Here is an 18,420-nt window from a genome sequence, read left to right on the forward strand (position 1 = left end):
GTGCTGACGCCCGACCCGCGGCTCGGCACCGGCAAGGTCAGTTCGTAACGAAAGGCATGGAAATGGCGACAGGGCGTCAGAAGGTCACCGAGGGCGACATTGTTGCCCTCGAAAAGGAGCTCGCGCACCGCTTCGAGGGGATCAAGGGCCAGCTCCGGGATCTGCAGAGCATCATCGACAGCCTCGAAGGCCACTGGAAGGGCATCGGTGCCGGCGCGTTCAACGCCAAGCAGACCGAGATCAACGAGCGCATGGTCCGGATCGGCAACATCCTCGCCAAGTTCATCGAGGCCATGAGCAGCACCCGGAAGATCAAGGACAGCACCGAGGACGAGGTGCGGGCGCAGGTCCAGAGCATCGACGTGAACTACGGCGGCTCGCACTCCGCGCTGTCCAGCTACTGATCCCGGCCCGGCCCACAACTTTCCAGCACCGGAGGTATTCATGAGCGCCCAGAACCTCGGCGACCTCGAAGTCTCGTACGGCAACCTCGACCACACGGCCACCCAGCTGGCCGACCACGCGCGCAAGCTCGAGGAGAGCCTGGAGATCATCAAGCAGAAGGTCGCCGGTGTGGCCGACATGTGGGAGGGCGAGGCCCACACCACGTACACCGAGCAGCAGGCCGCCTGGGACCGCGAGGCCAACGGCATCCACGAGGCCCTCGTGGCCATCGGCAAGGTCGTGCACGCGGCCGGCGGCGACTACCAGGGCGGCGACCGGAAGGCCGCCGGCTACTTCATGTAGTACGGCACGGCCGGCCGAGCCGCTCCCGGAGCCGCGGCCGGCTCGAACCGCACGTCAGCACGACAGGGTGGGCACGCACGGGAGGTGCCCACCCTTCGTCATGCCCGCCGGTGGTCACGGCCGGCGGTCGCCGCGCCGGACGGCCCGGTCCGGCACGGCACCGCTGCCCTGCCGGACCGAGAACCAGCGGGCCCACCGGGCCCGAGTCAGTACTCCACGTCCACCAAGCCGGTCTGCACCAGCGGCTTCCCCCGCTTGCGGGACACGAAGACGCCGCGGCCCGCGGGCATCGGGCGGGGGCGGACCGCGCCGAGGACGTCGCCCTCGGCCGGGTCGCCGGCCATGACGAGGCCCTGCGCGCCGAGTTCCTTCATGCGCTGCATGAACGGCTCGTAGGAGGCCCGGCCCGCGCCCGCGGAGGAGCGGGCGATGATGAAGCGGACGCCGACGTCTCGGGCGAAGGGCAGCATCTCCGTCAGCCCGGCGAGCGGGTTGCCGCTGGACGTGGAGACCAGGTCGTAGTCGTCGATGACGACGAACACCTGCGGGCCCCGCCACCAGCTCCGCTCCCGCAACTGCTGCGCGGTGACGTCGGCCGTCGGCGTGCGGCGCTGCATGAGGTCGGCCAGGGCCGCCATGTGGTGGTCCATCTGGCTGGACATCGGGATGTACTCCGCCAGATGGGAGGCGGGCGTGGTGTCCAGCAGCGAGCGGCGGTTGTCCACCACGAAGAACTTCGCCTCGTCGCCGCCGTACCGCAGGGAGAGCTGCCGGATCAGCAGCCGCAGCAGGTTCGACTTGCCGGACTCGCTCTCGCCGAAGACGAGGAAGAACGGGTCCTGCTCGAAGTCGAGGAAGACCGGCTCCAGGTTCTCCTCGTCCAGCGCGAAGGCGATGCCCCGCTCCCGGAAGCGGTCGCCCGGAGGGAGCCGCAGCGCCTCCAGCCGGCGCGGCAGCAGCCGCACCTTGGGGGCGCCCGGGGCCTGCCAGTGGCGTCCGGCCTCGGTGGTGAGGGCCGTCGTGGCCTCGGCCAGGTCCGTGTCGGAGGTGAGGCCGTCGATGCGCGGCACCGCCGCCATGAAGTGCAGCTTCTGCGGGGACAGACCGCGGCCCGGGACGCCCGCGGGGACGTTCACCGCCACCTTGCGGTCGATCTCCGAGTCCATCACGTCGCCCAGCCGCAGCTCCAGGCGGTTCATCAGGTGGTCCTTGAGGTTGGACCGGACCTCCATCGAGCGGGACGCCGTCAGGACGAGGTGGATGCCGTAGCCGAGGCCGCGCGCGGCGATGTCCAGGACCGCCGGCTCCAGGGCCTCGTAGTCCGTGCGGAAGTTGCCCCAGCCGTCGATGACCAGGAAGACGTCGCCCCAGGGCTGGTCCGCGGCCGTGATGTCGCCGCGGGCCCGCCGGGCGCGGTAGTCGGCGATGGAGGCGATGCCGGCCGTGCGGAAGTACTCCTCGCGGCGGGTCAGGACGCCGTACACCTCGGAGACCGTGCGGCGCACGCGCTCCGGGTCCAGGCGCGAGGCGATGCCGCCGACGTGCGGCAGCCCGTCCACCGCGGCCATGCCGCCGCCACCGAAGTCCAGTCCGTAGAACTGCACCTCGTGCGGGGTGTGGGTGAGTGCGAAGGAGCAGATCAGCGTGCGCAGGAAGGTGGACTTGCCGGACTGGGGGCCGCCGATGACCTGCATGTGGCCGGCCGCGCCGGAGAAGTCGAGCATCAGGCGGTCGCGGCGCTGCTCGTAGGGCTTGTCGACCAGACCGGCCGGCACGACCAGCCGGCCCGCGCCCTCGTAGCCGGGCTGGGTCAGGCCGCGGCCCTCCACCGCCGCCAGGCCGGGCAGCAGCGCGTCCAGTGACGGCGGGCTCTCCAGCGGCGGCAGCCACACCTGGTGGGCCGCCGGGCCCTGCGCCTCCAGCCGGCGCACGATCACGTCGAGGACGGTGTCGGCCAGGGCCTCGTCCACCTCCGGTTCGGCGGACCGGGCGCGCTGCTGCGGGACGGCGGTGTACTGCACCGGCACCTCGGCCGCCGTGAACAGCACCGGCCGCCGGTCCACCGGAAGCTGCCCGCCGGACAGGGCCGCCCGCTGCGCGCCCGCGCGGTACACGCCGGAGACGTACGCCGCCTTGAACCGGAGCATCTCGTCGGTGCCGAACTTCAGGAAGCCGGAGCCGGGGACGTTGGGCAGTTCGTAGGCGTCGGGGACGCCGAGCGCGGCGCGGGACTCGGCCGCGGAGAAGGTGCGCAGACCGATCCGGTACGACAGGTACGTCTCCAGGCCGCGCAGCCGGCCCTCCTCCAGGCGCTGCGAGGCCAGCAGCAGGTGCACGCCCAGCGACCGGCCGATGCGGCCGATCTGCACGAACATCTCGATGAAGTCCGGCTTGGCGGTGAGCAGTTCGCTGAACTCGTCGATCACCAGGACGAGGGAAGGGATCGGCTGGAGCGGGGCACCGGCCGCGCGGGCCTTCTCGTAGTCGTGGATGTTGGCGTAGTTGCCCGCGTCGCGGAGCATCTCCTGGCGGCGGTTGAGCTCGCCGCGGATGGAGTCGCCCATGCGGTCGACCAGGGTGAGGTCGTCGGCGAGGTTGGTGATGACGGCCGCCACGTGCGGCATCTGCGCCATGCCGGCGAAGGTCGCGCCACCCTTGAAGTCCGCGAGGACGAAGTTCAGGGTCTCCGAGGAGTGGGTGACCGCGAGCCCCAGCACCAGCGTGCGCAGCAGCTCCGACTTGCCGGAACCGGTCGCGCCGACGCACAGGCCGTGCGGGCCCATGCCCTCCTGCGCGGCCTCCTTCAGGTCCAGCATCACGGGCCGGCCGTCCTCGCCGAGACCGATCGGCACCCGCAGCCGTTCCGCGAGCGCGCGCGGCCGCCAGGTCCGCTTGGTGTCGACGGACGCCGCGTCGCCGAGGCCCAGCAGGTCGGTGAACTCCAGGTTGGCGAGGAGCGGTTCGTCGTCGTCGCCGCCCGACGCCATGCGCAGCGGCGCCAGCTGCCGGGCCAGCGCCTCGGCGGACTCGTACGACAGGACGTCCGGGCCGCCCTCGTACACCTCGCCGTGCCCGGACTCCAGGCGCAGCAGCCCCGGCTGCACGACGATGGACAGGTCACCGCCGGCCGTGGTCAGCTCGCCCGGCACCACCTCCAGCACGGTGACGCCCTGGAGGCCCTCGGGGTTGGCGAGCACCGAGTCCGGCAGCAGGGACAGGTCGTCCAGCACGAGCACGATGTGCGGCTCGTCCAGCAGCGGCCCGGCGCCGGGATGGAAGCGCGGCCGGCCCGACAGCCGGGCGGTCAGCAGCTCCTCCAGCTCGCGCGGGTCGGTGCCGATCAGCCGGCGGGAGCCCGCGCCGTCCACCTCGCCGGCCGCCTGCGTGTGCGGCAGCCACTTCGCCCACTCCCAGTGCGGTAGCGCCTCCCGTCCCGCGGCCACCGCGATGAGCAGGTCCTGCGGGGAGTGCAGCGAGGCCAGCGAGCCGACCAGGGCACGCGCGGAGGCCCGTACGGACTGCGGTTCGCCGCTGACCGTGACGTGGTAGAAGGCGCGCAGCGACACCGCCATCGGCAGGTCGCCGACGGTGCCGTGGGCGGCGAGGAACCGCTGCATCGCGCCCGCGGTCAGCGGCTCCAGCTGCTCCACGGGGGCCGTCTCGGGAGCGAGGAGCGGGGTCGCCAGGGGCTGCGGGCCCAGGCCGATGCGGACGTGCGCGAAGTCCTCGTCGCCGGGCCGCCGCTCCCACACCCGGCTGCCCTCGGCGACCAGCGCCCAGAGCTGCTCGGGGGCGGGGTGCAGGTAGTACTGCGCGTCCCGCTGCGACCTCGCCGTGGCCACGGCGGACCTGCGGGTCTGCGACAGGTAGCTGAGGTAGTCGCGGCGCATGTCGGCCAGCTGGCCCTGGGAGCCGCGGCGGAAGCGGACCACCATCGCGATGGACATCGCCACCGTCGAGGCGATCATGATCATGCCCATGATCTTCATGAACGGCTGGCCGTTCGTGAAGAAGAAGACCACCGAGCCGCCCATGCCCAGCGTGGGCAGGAGCTGCATCAGCACGCTCTCCTGGGGCCCCCGCGGCAACTCGGGCGGTGGCTGGACAGCGACCTCTTCCGTGGGCACTCCGGACGGCAGCGCCCTAGGGGGGCGCTTTACGACAATCTGGCTCACCGCTCACCAATTCCCTTGCCCGACCCAGGCGTTCCGCCCGCCACCCCGTGTCCGGCGGGCGCAGGCCGCCGCGTGATCCTACTGAGTTCATCCGGCACGGGTCAGCGGTAGGGTGCCGGGTGTTCGCTTGAGCACACGCCGAACAGGCGGGACATACCGGGGCGGACCCCCGCAGCAGCGGGGCGGGAGGCCCCCGGGACCCCGCCGCGCGGCACCCGCGCCGCCGCGCCCCGGACGAACCGGCACGGGACCTTCACGACATAGACGCACCACCACCACTGAGGGGGAGCAGCAGGTGAGCATGACGGCCGCCGCCACCGGCGGACCCGGGACGGGAGCCCCTTCCGGATCCGGCACCGGACTCGGCTTCTGCCGGGTCACCATCGTCGCGCCGGACAGCCGCATCGACGTGGCACTGCCCGACGACGTCCCGGTCGCCGACCTGTACCCGGAGATCCTCCGGCTGTCCCGGCAGAGCCCCGAGGCGGGCGCCCCGGTGGGCTACCACCTCGTCCGCACCGACGGCACGGTGCTGGAGAGCGCCCGCTCCTTCGCCGCCCAGCGCATCCTCGACGGCGAACTCCTCACCCTGCGCCCGTTCGCGGAGTCCCTGCCGCCGGCCGTGTTCGACGACGTCGCCGAGGCCGTGGCCTCCGCCGTCACCCGGCAGTACAAGCTGTGGAGCGGCGACCTGACCCGGGCCGCGGGCCTCGTCGGCGGCGGTGTCCTGCCCGCGCTGCTCGCGTTCGTCGCCTGGACCGCGGACCCCCGCCACGACATGCACGGCCTGGCCGGCATCCTCGCCGCCGTCACCGGCGTCCTCTTGGTCGTCCTCGCCGCGGTCCGCGCCCGCGTCTACGACGACCGCGGCTCGGCCGTCGCCCTCGGCCTCGGCGCGCTGCCGAACATCGGCGTCGCGGGCAGCGGACTGCTCCCACTGAGCGCCGGCGAGGGCATCGGCAGACTCCAGTTCCTGCTGGCCTGCGCGGCCGTCCTCGTCGCCGCCCTGGTCCTCACCCTGTGCTCACCGCACGGCGACGGCCCCTTCGTCGCCTTCGTGTTCGCCTCGGCCGTCGCCCTGGTCGCCGTCTTCGTCGCCTCCCTCACCGGCTGGGCCCCCCGGGAGACGGCCGCCCTGTGCGCGCCGGTCGCCGTCGGCGCGCTCGCCTTCCTGCCCGGCATGTCCATGCGCTTCGCCCGGCTGCCGATCGGCTTCGAGACCCCCAGCAGCGGCACCCCCCGCCCCGCCTACGGCGCCGAGCCCGCCGGACAGGAACCGGTGGACGCCGAGCGCATCGGGGCGCAGGCCCGGCGCGGCCACGAACTCCTCGTCGGCCTGGTCGGCGGCTGCGCGCTGCTCGCCGTCGGCGCCACGGCCGTCCTGGGCTTCTCCGGCGACCTCTGGGCCCAGCTCCTCGCGCTCGCCACCGGCATCGCCCTGCTCATGCGCGCCCAGCTCTTCCGCTACAGCGCCCAGGTCGCCTCCGTGCTGGCCGCCGGCCTCGCCGCCCTCGTCCTGCTCGGCCTCGGCCTCGCCCTCGACCCGCCGCAGCACGTCATCCGCGCGGCGCTGGCCGGCGACCGCACCGACCTCGACATCCGGACCGTCTGGCTGATCGCGGCCATCGCCCTGGCCACCGCCCTGGTCACGACCCTCGGCCTGATCCTGCCCCGCGGCGGCCTCACCCCCTTCTGGGGGCGCTTCCTGGAGATCTGCGAGGGCTTCGTCCTGCTGACCCTCGTCCCGCTCGCCCTGGCCGTCTTCGACGTGTACACGAAGGCCCGCGCCATGACCGGCTAGCGGCCGGGGGGGGGGGGGGGGGGGGGGGGGGGGGGGGGCGGGGGCGGGGGCGCCCCCCCCCCCCCCCCCCCCCCCCCCCCCCCCCCCCCCCCCCCCCCCGGACGTGTCACTGCACGTCGAGACCGCCGTTGTGCGCCATGGGCTTCAGATCGAACTCCCCGTCCCGCGCCCCCAGCACGAACGCGCGCCACTCCGCCTCGGTGTAGCGCAGCACGGTGTCCGGATCGAGCGAGGACCGCATCGCCACCGCCCCGCCGGGCAGCTGCGCGATCTCCACCCGCTCCTCGTGCTGCTCCGTGCCCGGCGCGCACTGCCACTCGACACCCGAGATGTCGAGCGCGTACAGCTCGTCGCGCTCCCGCTCCTTGCGCGCCTTGATCTCCGCTTCCGTCTCCGCCATCGTGCAGCGACCCCTTCCCGAGGTAGGTACGGTCCCGGCGCTCACCCTAGTGGCGGCCGCCCGCCCCGCAGGACGCTTCGCCGGCCGCGCGCAAGGTCCCCGCCGTCGCCTGGTACCCTCAGTGACGGCCGTGTGTGTACGCACCCCCGGAACCGTTCGGTGTTCCGGAGGCCGCGCCCAGCGGATCCCGCCTCCCGAGTAACGGAAGCTTCCCCGAGACGTAGACCGGGGGCACTCGGTGGCAACCAACAGACTATGAGGAGTACGCGTGTCGCTCGACGCCGCTACGAAGAAGCAGATCATCGGCGAGTTCGGTACCAAGGAGGGTGACACCGGCTCCCCCGAGGTCCAGGTCGCTCTGCTCTCCCGTCGGATCTCCGACCTGACGGAGCACCTCAAGACCCACAAGCACGACCACCACTCCCGTCGTGGCCTGCTGATCCTGGTCGGTCAGCGCCGCCGCCTGCTGCAGTACCTGGCGAAGAAGGACATCCAGCGCTTCCGTGCGCTGGTCGACCGCCTCGGCATCCGCCGCGGTGCGGCGGGCGCCAAGTAAGACGCCATGAGGGAGCGGTTCCCGGGAAGACTCGGGGGACCGCTCCCTTTGCCGTATGCGGGGCTCCGCCCCGCACCCGGCACCGTCCGTGACGGTCCGCGAAACGTGCGGACTGTCCCTCACGCTTTGTAGTGTGGTAGCACAACGCATTACGGACGACACAGCTCGACAAGAAGAGGAGAGGCGCACCTCGCCGCCGCCGGTCCTCGGTAGTGGCCCCCGGGGGGAAGCGAGCCCCGGGTGCTTCGATCGAAGACCGGCCCGCACAGCCCGGCGCGCTTCTCCGCAGCCGTCCCCCTGCCACACGGGCAGCGACGGGACGAAAGACGACAAGTAACGGAGAAAACGCTAGTGGAGAACGAGACCCACTACGCCGAGGCCGTCATCGACAACGGCGCCTTCGGCACCCGCACCATCCGCTTCGAGACGGGCCGCCTGGCCAAGCAGGCCGCCGGCTCCGCCGTGGCGTACCTGGACGACGACACCATGGTGCTGTCGGCCACCACCGCCTCCAAGAACCCCAAGGACCAGCTCGACTTCTTCCCCCTGACGGTGGACGTCGAGGAGCGGATGTACGCCGCCGGCAAGATCCCCGGAAGCTTCTTCCGCCGTGAGGGCCGCCCCTCCGAGGACGCGATCCTCACCTGCCGCCTGATCGACCGCCCGCTGCGCCCGTCCTTCAGGAAGGGCCTGCGCAACGAGATCCAGGTCGTCGCCACGATCATGGCGCTCAACCCCGACCACCTGTACGACGTCGTCGCGATCAACGCCGCGTCCGCGTCCACCCAGCTGGCCGGCCTGCCCTTCTCCGGCCCGATCGGCGGCGTCCGCGTCGCGCTGATCCGCGGCCAGTGGGTCGCGTTCCCGACGCACACCGAGCTCGAGGACGCCGTCTTCGACATGGTGGTCGCGGGCCGCGTCCTGGAGGACGGCGACGTCGCGATCATGATGGTCGAGGCCGAGGCCACCGAGAAGACCATCAAGCTGGTCGAGGCCGGCTCCGAGGCGCCGACCGAGGACGTCGTCGCCGCCGGTCTGGACGCCGCGAAGCCGTTCATCAAGGTCCTCTGCCGGGCCCAGGCCGACCTCGCCGCCAAGGCCGCGAAGCCGACCGGCGAGTTCCCGATCTTCCTGGACTACCAGGACGACGTCCTGGAGGCCCTGTCGGCCGCCGTCCGCCCCGAGCTGGCCCAGGCGCTCACCATCGCCGGCAAGCAGGAGCGCGAGAGCGAGCTGGACCGCGTCAAGGCCCTCGCCGCCGAGAAGCTCCTGCCGGAGTTCGAGGGCCGCGAGAAGGAGATCTCCGCCGCGTACCGCTCGCTCACCAAGCAGCTGGTCCGCGAGCGCGTGATCAAGGAGAAGAAGCGCATCGACGGCCGCGGTGTCACCGACATCCGCACCCTGGCCGCCGAGGTCGAGGCCATCCCGCGGGTGCACGGCTCCGCCCTGTTCGAGCGCGGCGAGACCCAGATCCTGGGCGTCACCACCCTCAACATGCTCCGCATGGAGCAGCAGCTGGACACCCTCTCCCCGGTGACCCGCAAGCGCTACATGCACAACTACAACTTCCCGCCGTACTCCGTCGGCGAGACCGGCCGCGTCGGCTCCCCGAAGCGCCGCGAGATCGGCCACGGCGCCCTCGCCGAGCGCGCCATCGTGCCGGTGCTGCCGACCCGCGAGGAGTTCCCCTACGCGATCCGCCAGGTGTCCGAGGCCCTCGGCTCCAACGGCTCGACGTCCATGGGCTCGGTCTGCGCCTCCACCATGTCGCTGCTCAACGCCGGTGTGCCCCTGAAGGCCCCGGTCGCCGGTATCGCCATGGGTCTGATCTCCCAGGAGATCAACGGCGAGACGCACTACGTCGCCCTCACCGACATCCTCGGTGCGGAGGACGCCTTCGGCGACATGGACTTCAAGGTCGCCGGCACCAAGGAGTTCGTGACCGCCCTCCAGCTCGACACCAAGCTGGACGGCATCCCGGCCTCCGTCCTGGCCGCGGCCCTCAAGCAGGCCCGCGACGCCCGCCTGCACATCCTCGACGTGATGATGGAGGCCATCGACCGTCCGGACGAGATGTCCCCGAACGCCCCGCGGATCATCACCGTCAAGATCCCGGTGGACAAGATCGGTGAGGTCATCGGCCCCAAGGGCAAGATGATCAACCAGATCCAGGAGGACACCGGCGCCGAGATCACCATCGAGGACGACGGCACGATCTACATCGGCGCCTCCGACGGCCCGGCCGCCGAGGCCGCCCGCGCCACCATCAACGGCATCGCCAACCCGACGATGCCCGAGGTCGGCGAGCGCTACCTGGGCACGGTCGTCAAGACGACCACCTTCGGCGCGTTCGTCTCGCTGCTGCCCGGCAAGGACGGCCTGCTGCACATCTCGCAGATCCGCAAGCTCGCCGGCGGCAAGCGCGTGGAGAACGTCGAGGACGTCCTCGGCGTGGGCCAGAAGGTCCAGGTCGAGATCGCCGAGATCGACTCCCGCGGCAAGCTCTCCCTCATCCCGGTGATCGAGGGCGAAGAGGACTCCGACGAGGCGAAGGACGACGCCGAGCAGTGACGTCCCGTAGCTCCAAGGCGACGGCCCGCTCCTCCTCGGAGGCGCGGGCCGTCGCCCGTACCCAAACCCTCATCGAGGGCCGAAGCGGCATCGGCACGGTCCGCAAGACCACCCTCCCGGGCGGCCTGCGCATCGTCACCGAGACCCTGCCCTCCGTACGCTCCGCCACCTTCGGCATCTGGGCGCACGTCGGCTCCCGCGACGAGACCCCGGCCCTGAACGGCGCCACGCACTACCTGGAGCACCTGCTCTTCAAGGGCACGGAGCGGCGCAGCGCGCTGGACATCTCCGCCGCCCTCGACGCGGTCGGCGGCGAGATGAACGCGTTCACGGCGAAGGAGTACACGTGCTACTACGCGCGCGTGCTCGACACCGACCTGCCGCTCGCCATCGACGTCGTCTGCGACATGCTGACCGGCTCGCTGATCCGCGAGGAGGACGTCGACGTCGAGCGCGGCGCGATCCTCGAAGAGATCGCCATGACCGAGGACGACCCGGGCGACTGCGTGCACGACCTGTTCGCGCACACCATGTTCGGGGACAACGCCCTCGGCCGCCCGGTCCTCGGCACGGTGGACACGGTCAACGCCCTCACCGCCGACCGGATCCGCCGCTTCTACCGCAAGCACTACGACCCCACCCACCTCGTGGTGGCCTGCGCCGGCAACGTCGACCACGCCAAGGTCGTACGCCAGGTCCGCGCGGCCTTCGAGAAGGCGGGCGCGCTCGGCGACCCGGCCGCACGGCCCGTCGCCCCGCGCGACGGCAGCCGGCGGATCCAGGCCGCGGGCAGGGTCGAACTGCTCGGCCGCAAGACCGAGCAGGCGCACGTCGTCCTCGGCATGCCCGGCCTCGCCCGCACCGACGACCGCCGCTGGGCCATGGGCGTGCTCAACACCGCCCTCGGCGGCGGCATGTCCTCCCGCCTCTTCCAGGAGGTCCGGGAGAAGCGCGGCCTCGCCTACAGCGTGTACTCCTACACCTCGGGATTCGCCGACTGCGGCCTGTTCGGCGTCTACGCCGGCTGCCGGCCCAGCCAGGTGCACGACGTGCTGCGGATCTGCCGCGACGAACTCGACCAGGTCGCGCGCGACGGCCTCTCCGACGACGAGATCGCCCGCGCCGTCGGCCAGCTCCGCGGCTCCACGGTCCTCGGCCTGGAGGACACCGGCGCGCTGATGAACCGCATCGGCAAGAGCGAGCTGTGCTGGGGCGAGCAGATGTCCGTGGACGACATGCTGGGGAAGATAGCCGCGGTCACCCCGGACGAGGTCCGTGCGGTCGCCCGCGACGTCCTCGGCCGGCGTCCGTCGCTGTCGGTCATCGGACCGCTCAAGGACAAGCAGGCCGCCCGGCTGCACGACGCGGTCGCCTGAAACACCACCGGTAAGGAAGCAGGAACATGAGCAAACTGCGCGTGGCGGTCCTCGGTGCCGGGGGCCGGATCGGATCCGAGGCGGTCAAGGCGGTCGAGGCCGCCGAGGACCTGGAACTGGTCGCCGCCCTCGGCCGGGGCGACAAGCTGGAGACCCTGGCGGAGACCGGCGCCCAGGTCGCCGTCGAGCTGACCACCCCCGCCTCGGTCATGGGCAACCTCGACTTCTGCGTGCGCCACGGCATCCACGCCGTCGTCGGTACGACGGGATGGACCGAGGAGCGCCTCACGCAGCTCAAGGGCTGGCTCGCCCAGTCCCCGGAGACCGGCGTGCTCATCGCGCCGAACTTCTCCATCGGGGCCGTGCTGACGATGAAGTTCGCGCAGATCGCCGCGCCGTACTTCGAGTCGGTCGAGGTGGTCGAGCTGCACCACCCGAACAAGGTGGACGCCCCCTCCGGCACCGCCACGCGCACGGCCCAGCTCATCGCCGAGGCCCGCCGGGCGGCCGGCACGGCCCCCGCGCCGGACGCCACGGTCACCGCCCTGGACGGCGCCCGCGGCGCGGACGTGGACGGCGTCCCGGTCCACGCCGTCCGGCTCCGCGGCCTCCTGGCCCACCAGGAGGTCCTGCTCGGCGCCGAGGGCGAGACCCTCACCGTCCGCCACGACTCCCTGCACCACAGCAGCTTCATGCCGGGCATCCTGCTCGGCGCCCGCCGCGTGGTGACCACTCCGGGCCTGACCTTCGGCCTGGAACACTTCCTGGACCTGAGCTGACACCCACTGCCATGCGCGCGAAGATCACCTACCTCGTCACGGCCGCCGTCCTCGTCTTCTACTTCGTCCTGGTCGGCAGCCGCGGTGTCCTGCTCATCCAGGCCGGCACGCTCGTCACCGTGACCTTCGGCGTGGCGGTGCTGGTACTGCCGGTCATCGGCCTGTGGTTCCTGTGGAAGAACACCCGGTTCGTCCGCAAGGCCAACCAGCTCGCCGCCGAACTCGAGGCCGAGGGCGGGCTGCCGGCCGACGAGCTGAGGCGGTTGCCCAGCGGCCGGATCGACCGGGACTCGGCCGACGAGGTCTTCGCCCGGCGCAAGGCGGAGGCGGAGGAGTCCCCCGACGACTGGCGCTGCTGGTTCCGGCTCGCCGTCGCCTACCACGACGCCCGGGACACCCCGCGCGCCCGCAAGGCGATGCAACGCGCCATCGCCCTGCACGAGGGCCGCCCCGTCCCGGCGTGACCCCCACCGGGCCGCGCGTACGCACCTTAAGCCACGGGCCCCAGCCGCCCCGCAACGGCGGCACACGGCCGGTCACCGGCCACCGAGCGTCTGGTACGGCCGCCCCGGGGCCGGCGCGCCCGGCACAGCAGTCACGGGCGTCCCAGGGACACCGAAGGGACCCTCCCGTCCGACCCAGGGAACACCGAAGGGGCCGGTCCGCGTCACCGCGGGCCGGCCCCTTCGTACACCTCGGCGTCAGCCGCGGCGGCTCTCCGCGGCCCACATCTCCACCGCGTCCGCGGCGCGGTCGAACGCCACCGGACGGCCCAGGAAGTCCAGGCCGTGCGTGGTGAGCAGGAGCGCGGTGTCCTCGGCGGGCCGGTCCGCGCGGACGAGCGCCAGCGCCTGCCCCTGCACCGTCCGCGGCAGCCCCAGCCAGCGCACCGGCTGCTGGACCGTCCGCACCGAGGCGACCCGCGCCCACGGGATCGTCCGCGTCAGCAGGAAGCCGGTCCGGCGCAGCCCGCGCCCGCTCACCCACACCCCCATGCGCAGCAGCCGCAGTGCGGAGCCGACGATCGCCAGGCCGGCGACGAGCACCGCCCCGCCGGACGGCACGGAGCCGGTCAGCGTGATGAGCACCGCGGCGAACAGCACGAACGAGGCGAGCAGCAGCCCCAGCGCGGCCGCGCCCACCCGCCAGGGACCAGGCCGGTAGGGACGCCGCCAGCGGTCCGGATCGGTGTACGGGAGCGCGCTCTCGGCTGCCGTCTCGAAGCTGCGTTCGGCCGTCAGAAAGGGCAGTGGCACGGCTGGTCCTCACTCGGTCCTCGCAGGGGCTGTGCCCGGTGAGGCTATCCGGCCGTGTTGCCGCTCACCAGCCTGGAGGGTCCGGAAGGGTCAGTGCGCCCGTTCAGTGCCCCTGGGACGCCTGTGACTGCTGCGCCGGCGTACCGGACGGTGTGGAGAGGGCCGGGGTGCCCACGATCAGGGCGCCGACGAGCCCGGCGACCAGGGTCAGGCCCAGCAGCCAGCGCCCGGCCACCTCGCCGAACGACGCCCGCTGAGGGGGCGGGGGAGTGACATTGCTGCGGAACCTTTCCGCCTCGGCCACGAAGGCGAAGGGTACGGGCTCGCGCCGACGGAACATGACGGCTGCCGCTCCTTTCCGGGGTTGGAGATCGAATGAGCAGGCCTCACCGGTACAGACGCTCGGCCGACACAAAAGGTGCCCATGTCCGAAAGATTCACGGGTGCGTTTTTTCGGGCCGTCGCGCCGAGGTACCGGCCGGGCCCCGGCGGGTGCCCCGTAAGGTGGTCGCCAACCACAGCAGTGATGGAAGGACCCCCACCCCCGTGACCACCCCCGAGTCGCTCACGTTCCGCAGCGACGTCACCGTCGAACTGGTGAAGTCCAGCGCTTCGGACGCCGACGTGCTCTTCGCCGCCCGTGTCTCCACCGCGGGCGAGCAGTCCCTGGACGAGCTGAAGAAGGACCCCGAGCGCTCCAAGGGCCTGATCAACTACCTGATGCGCGACCGGCACGGCAGCCCGTTCGAGCACAACTCGCTGACCTTCTTCATCAGCGCTCCGATCTTCGTCTTCCGCGAGTTCATGCGGCACCGGGTGGGCTGGTCGTACAACGAGGAGTCGGGCCGCTACCGGGAGCTCCAGCCGGTCTTCTACGTCCCCGACGCCTCCCGCAAGCTCGTGCAGGAGGGCCGCCCGGGCAAGTACGTCTTCGTCGAGGGCACCCCGGCCCAGTACGAGGCGGTCGGCAGCACCCTGCGGGAGTCGTACGAGCAGGCGTACGCGGCCTACCAGAAGATGCTCGCCGAGGGCGTCGCCCGCGAGGTGGCCCGCGCCGCCCTGCCCGTCGGCCTCTACTCCTCGATGTACGCCACCTGCAACGCGCGCTCCCTGATGCACTTCCTCGGCCTGCGCACCCAGCACGAGCTGGCCAAGGTGCCGTCCTTCCCGCAGCGGGAGATCGAGATGGTCGGCGAGCGGATGGAGGCGGAGTGGGCGCGGCTCATGCCGCTGACGTACGCCGCCTTCAATGCGAACGGGCGTGTGGCCCCGTAACGGAGCCTTGTTCCCCGCCCGGGAACGGTTGTATGGGTCAGCCTGGAGAGGTGTCCGTATTGCGGCATTTGGAGAAGTTCATCTAGCCTGATCAAACGGACCCGGCACTGCTTGAACCCCCGAGCAGGCAGTGCCGGGCTCCCTCTTTCTCCTTTGTCCTGACTTTCCCGTCACCCCGAGGGCGCGCCCCGTGACGAGCACCGAGTAGCGTGTTACCCATGGCTCCGACCTCGACTCCGCAGACCCCCTTCGGGCGGGTCCTCACCGCCATGGTCACGCCCTTCACGGCGGACGGCGCACTCGACCTCGACGGCGCGCAGCGGCTCGCCGCCCACCTGGTGGACGCAGGCAACGACGGCCTGATCGTCAACGGCACCACCGGCGAGTCCCCCACCACCAGCGACGCGGAGAAAGCGGACCTCGTACGAGCCGTCCTGGAAGCGGTCGGCGACCGCGCCCACGTCGTCGCCGGCGTCGGAACCAACGACACCCACCACAGCGTCGGGCTGGCCCGCGAGGCCGAGCGCATCGGCGCCCACGGCCTGCTGGTCGTCACGCCGTACTACAACAAGCCCCCGCAGGAGGGCCTGTACCGGCACTTCACGACGGTCGCCGACGCCACCGGCCTCCCGGTCATGCTCTACGACATCCCCGGCCGCAGCGGCGTCCCGATCAGCACCGAGACCCTCGTCCGGCTCGCCGAGCACCCCCGGATCGTCGCCAACAAGGACGCCAAGGGCGACCTCGGCCGCGCCGGCTGGGCCATCGCCCGGTCCGGCCTCGCCTGGTACTCCGGCGACGACATGCTGAACCTCCCGCTGCTCTCCGTGGGCGCGGTCGGCTTCGTCTCGGTCGTCGGCCACGTGGTCACCCCCGACCTGCGCGCCCTCGTCGACGCTTTCGTCTCCGGTGACGTCGTCAAGGCCACCGAGATCCACCAGAAGCTGCTCCCGGTCTACACCGGCATGTTCCGCACCCAGGGCGTCATGACCACCAAGGCCGCGCTCGCCCTCCAGGGCCTGCCCGCCGGGCCGCTGCGCCTTCCCATGGTGGAGTGCTCGCCCGAGGAGATCGCCCAGCTCAAGATCGATCTTGCTGCCGGCGGGGTACAGCTCTGACAACAGACTTGGCACCACAAGAGCTTCACAACTGAATCGGACAACAGAAGACGCGGGCCACCGGTGCCCGCACCCCACAACGACAACTGCTTCTGCACGAACGTCACGCGCGCCACGTGCCCGACCGGTACGTGGCGCGCGTGTTTGAGGAGAGTCTTTTGAGCCATCCGCACCCTGAACTCGGTCCGCCGCCGCCGCTGCCCAAGGGCGGCCTGCGGGTCACCCCGCTCGGCGGTCTCGGCGAGATCGGCCGCAACATGACGGTCTTCGAGTACGGCGGCCGCCTGCTGATCGTCGACTGCGGAGTGCTCTTCCCCGAGGAGGAGCAGCCCGGAATCGACCTGATCCTGCCGGACTTCTCGTCCATCCGGGACCGCCTCGACGACATCGAGGGCATCGTCCTCACCCACGGGCACGAGGACCACATCGGCGGCGTCCCCTTCCTCCTGCGGGAGAAGCCGGACATCCCGCTGATCGGCTCCAAGCTCACCCTGGCCCTGATCGAGGCCAAGCTCCAGGAGCACCGGATCCGCCCGTACACCCTGGAGGTGGCGGAGGGGAACCGCGAGCGCGTCGGCCCCTTCGACTGCGAGTTCGTCGCCGTCAACCACTCCATCCCGGACGCGCTGGCGGTCGCCATCCGCACGCCCGCCGGCATGGTCGTGCACACCGGCGACTTCAAGATGGACCAGCTCCCGCTGGACAACCGCCTCACCGACCTGCACGCCTTCGCGCGGCTGAGCGAGGAGGGCATCGACCTCCTGCTCTCCGACTCGACCAACGCCGAGGTGCCGGGCTTCGTCCCGCCCGAGCGGGACATCTCCAACGTCCTGCGCCAGGTCTTCGCGGGCGCCCGCAAGCGGATCATCGTGGCGAGCTTCGCCAGCCACGTCCACCGCATCCAGCAGATCCTGGACGCGGCGCACGAGTACGGCCGCCGGGTCGCCTTCGTCGGCCGCTCCATGGTCCGCAACATGGGCATCGCCCGCGACCTCGGCTACCTGAAGGTCCCGCCGGGCCTCGTCGTCGACGTCAGGGCACTGGACGACCTGCCCGACCACGAGGTGGTCCTGGTCTGCACCGGCTCCCAGGGCGAGCCGATGGCGGCCCTGTCCCGGATGGCCAACCGCGACCACCAGATCCGCATCGTCGACGGCGACACGGTCATCCTGGCGTCCTCGCTGATCCCCGGGAACGAGAACGCGGTCTACCGCGTGATCAACGGCCTCACCCGCTGGGGCGCCGACGTCGTCCACAAGGGCAACGCCAAGGTGCACGTCTCCGGCCACGCGTCCGCGGGCGAGCTGCTGTACTTCTACAACATCTGCCGCCCGAAGAACCTGATGCCGGTGCACGGCGAATGGCGCCACCTGCGCGCCAACGCCGAGCTGGGCGCGCTCACGGGTGTGCCGCACGACCGGATCGTCATCGCCGAGGACGGCGTGGTGGTCGACCTGGTCGAGGGCAAGGCCAAGATCTCCGGCAAGGTCCAGGCGGGCTACGTCTACGTAGACGGCCTCTCCGTCGGTGACGTCGGCGAGCCCGCCCTCAAGGACCGGAAGATCCTCGGCGACGAGGGCATCATCTCGGTCTTCGTGGTCGTCGACGCCTCCACCGGCAAGATCACCGGTGGCCCGCACGTCCAGGCCCGCGGCTCCGGCATCGAGGACTCCGCCTTCGCCGGCGTCCTCCCGAAGATCACCGAGGTCCTGGAGCGGTCCGCGCAGGACGGTGTGGTGGAGCCCCACCAGCTCCAGCAGCTCATCCGCCGGACCCTGGGCAAGTGGGTCTCCGACACCTACCGCCGCAGGCCGATGATCCTGCCGGTGGTCGTGGAGGTCTGACGCCCCGTCGGTGCCCGACCTGGAGCGGGGCGCCTCGATTTGCATCGAGGCGCCCCGCTCCAGTACGTTTACGGCTCCGCCCAACCGGGAACCCCAGCACTTCATGCGCTGGACGCAGGTGCCCGGAGCGGGTGGGAAATCCGGCTCAGAACTTCTGATAAAGTCGGAACCGCCGGAAAGGAAAACGCGAAAGCGGGAACCTGGAAAGCGCCGAGGAAATCGGATCGGAAAAAGATCTGATAGAGTCGGAAACACCGAAGGGAAGCCCGGAGGAAAGCCCGAGAGGGTGAGTACAAAGGAAGCGACCGTTCCTTGAGAACTCAACAGCGTGCCAAAAATCAACGCCAGATATGTTGATACCCCGTCTCCGGTCGTCATGATCGGGACGAGGTTCCTTTGAAAAACACAGCGAGGACGCTGTGTGCGAGAGGATCATTCCTCCTCTCGCACCGCTCTCGTGGTGTTCATCCCGATTACGGGAAAACATTCACGGAGAGTTTGATCCTGGCTCAGGACGAACGC

15 protein-coding genes are annotated in these 18,420 nt (G+C 71.3%); 11 read left to right on the forward strand and 4 right to left on the reverse strand.

Annotated features, from left to right (window positions below; genetic code table 11):
• The first annotated feature begins 62 nt into the window (after positions 1 to 62).
• Positions 63 to 404: a WXG100 family type VII secretion target gene (locus ACZ4K2_RS07385; RefSeq protein ID WP_467474636.1), complete on the forward strand. Its 342-nt coding sequence runs from the start codon at positions 63 to 65 to the stop codon at positions 402 to 404.
• A gap of 40 nt (positions 405 to 444) precedes the next feature.
• Entirely contained in the window at positions 445 to 747 is a 303-nt protein-coding gene (locus tag ACZ4K2_RS07390) for a WXG100 family type VII secretion target (protein ID WP_467474638.1), read from the forward strand.
• A 206-nt stretch (positions 748 to 953) separates the two neighbouring features.
• Here ACZ4K2_RS07390 and eccCa read toward each other — a convergent pair whose 3' ends face one another.
• Positions 954 to 4,922, reverse strand: a complete 3,969-nt coding sequence (eccCa, locus tag ACZ4K2_RS07395; RefSeq protein ID WP_467474640.1) for a type VII secretion protein EccCa — start codon at positions 4,920 to 4,922, stop codon at positions 954 to 956.
• 301 nt (positions 4,923 to 5,223) lie between these two features.
• Here eccCa and eccD point away from each other — a divergent pair, with 301 nt between their 5' ends.
• Positions 5,224 to 6,723: a type VII secretion integral membrane protein EccD gene (gene eccD / locus ACZ4K2_RS07400; RefSeq protein WP_467474665.1), complete on the forward strand. Its 1,500-nt coding sequence runs from the start codon at positions 5,224 to 5,226 to the stop codon at positions 6,721 to 6,723.
• Positions 6,724 to 6,829: 106 nt separating this feature from the next.
• Here eccD and ACZ4K2_RS07405 read toward each other — a convergent pair whose 3' ends face one another.
• Positions 6,830 to 7,123 (reverse strand): DUF397 domain-containing protein, encoded by a 294-nt coding sequence (locus tag ACZ4K2_RS07405; protein ID WP_467480974.1) that lies wholly within the window; start codon positions 7,121 to 7,123, stop codon positions 6,830 to 6,832.
• A 268-nt stretch (positions 7,124 to 7,391) separates the two neighbouring features.
• Here ACZ4K2_RS07405 and rpsO point away from each other — a divergent pair, with 268 nt between their 5' ends.
• From rpsO to ACZ4K2_RS07430, 5 genes are all read left to right on the forward strand, one after another.
• Complete coding sequence (gene rpsO, locus ACZ4K2_RS07410; RefSeq protein WP_030177470.1) at positions 7,392 to 7,679, forward strand: 30S ribosomal protein S15; 288 nt, start codon at positions 7,392 to 7,394, stop codon at positions 7,677 to 7,679.
• Between the two features lie 351 nt (positions 7,680 to 8,030).
• Complete coding sequence (locus tag ACZ4K2_RS07415; protein WP_467480975.1) at positions 8,031 to 10,250, forward strand: polyribonucleotide nucleotidyltransferase; 2,220 nt, start codon at positions 8,031 to 8,033, stop codon at positions 10,248 to 10,250.
• Positions 10,247 to 11,626: a M16 family metallopeptidase gene (locus tag ACZ4K2_RS07420; protein ID WP_467480978.1), complete on the forward strand. Its 1,380-nt coding sequence runs from the start codon at positions 10,247 to 10,249 to the stop codon at positions 11,624 to 11,626. The genes ACZ4K2_RS07415 and ACZ4K2_RS07420 overlap by 4 nt, the downstream gene beginning before the upstream one ends.
• A gap of 26 nt (positions 11,627 to 11,652) precedes the next feature.
• A complete protein-coding gene (gene dapB / locus ACZ4K2_RS07425) occupies positions 11,653 to 12,405 on the forward strand; it encodes a 4-hydroxy-tetrahydrodipicolinate reductase (protein ID WP_467480980.1) in 753 nt (250 codons plus the stop codon).
• Positions 12,406 to 12,416: 11 nt separating this feature from the next.
• Entirely contained in the window at positions 12,417 to 12,869 is a 453-nt protein-coding gene (locus ACZ4K2_RS07430) for a hypothetical protein (protein ID WP_467480982.1), read from the forward strand.
• 237 nt (positions 12,870 to 13,106) lie between these two features.
• Here ACZ4K2_RS07430 and ACZ4K2_RS07435 read toward each other — a convergent pair whose 3' ends face one another.
• Entirely contained in the window at positions 13,107 to 13,661 is a 555-nt protein-coding gene (locus ACZ4K2_RS07435) for a hypothetical protein (protein WP_467480984.1), read from the reverse strand.
• A gap of 103 nt (positions 13,662 to 13,764) precedes the next feature.
• On the reverse strand, positions 13,765 to 14,001 hold the full coding sequence (locus tag ACZ4K2_RS07440) for a hypothetical protein (protein ID WP_467480986.1): 237 nt from the start codon (positions 13,999 to 14,001) through the stop codon (positions 13,765 to 13,767).
• Positions 14,002 to 14,207: 206 nt separating this feature from the next.
• On the opposite strand from ACZ4K2_RS07440, the gene thyX reads away from it, so the two are divergent.
• From thyX to ACZ4K2_RS07455, 3 genes are all read left to right on the forward strand, one after another.
• Positions 14,208 to 14,936: an FAD-dependent thymidylate synthase gene (gene thyX / locus ACZ4K2_RS07445; protein ID WP_467480988.1), complete on the forward strand. Its 729-nt coding sequence runs from the start codon at positions 14,208 to 14,210 to the stop codon at positions 14,934 to 14,936.
• A gap of 218 nt (positions 14,937 to 15,154) precedes the next feature.
• Positions 15,155 to 16,054 (forward strand): 4-hydroxy-tetrahydrodipicolinate synthase, encoded by a 900-nt coding sequence (dapA, locus tag ACZ4K2_RS07450; protein WP_467480990.1) that lies wholly within the window; start codon positions 15,155 to 15,157, stop codon positions 16,052 to 16,054.
• Between the two features lie 158 nt (positions 16,055 to 16,212).
• Positions 16,213 to 17,898: a ribonuclease J gene (locus tag ACZ4K2_RS07455; RefSeq protein WP_467480992.1), complete on the forward strand. Its 1,686-nt coding sequence runs from the start codon at positions 16,213 to 16,215 to the stop codon at positions 17,896 to 17,898.
• The last annotated feature ends 522 nt before the right edge of the window (positions 17,899 to 18,420 follow it).

It is taken from the genome of Streptomyces sp. NPDC025833 (assembly GCF_055558055.1).

Bases quoted from the DNA above. Each gene is read 5' to 3' on its own strand.
- ACZ4K2_RS07385 (WP_467474636.1), top strand. From the start codon at position 63: ATGGCGACAGGGCGTCAGAAGGTCACCGAGGGCGACATTGTTGCCCTC.
- ACZ4K2_RS07390 (WP_467474638.1), top strand. From the start codon at position 445: ATGAGCGCCCAGAACCTCGGCGACCTCGAAGTCTCGTACGGCAACCTC.
- eccD (WP_467474665.1), top strand. From the start codon at position 5,224: ATGACGGCCGCCGCCACCGGCGGACCCGGGACGGGAGCCCCTTCCGGA.
- ACZ4K2_RS07405 (WP_467480974.1), bottom strand. From the start codon at position 7,123: ATGGCGGAGACGGAAGCGGAGATCAAGGCGCGCAAGGAGCGGGAGCGC.
- dapB (WP_467480980.1), top strand. From the start codon at position 11,653: ATGAGCAAACTGCGCGTGGCGGTCCTCGGTGCCGGGGGCCGGATCGGA.
- ACZ4K2_RS07430 (WP_467480982.1), top strand. From the start codon at position 12,417: ATGCGCGCGAAGATCACCTACCTCGTCACGGCCGCCGTCCTCGTCTTC.
- ACZ4K2_RS07440 (WP_467480986.1), bottom strand. From the start codon at position 14,001: ATGTTCCGTCGGCGCGAGCCCGTACCCTTCGCCTTCGTGGCCGAGGCG.
- dapA (WP_467480990.1), top strand. From the start codon at position 15,155: ATGGCTCCGACCTCGACTCCGCAGACCCCCTTCGGGCGGGTCCTCACC.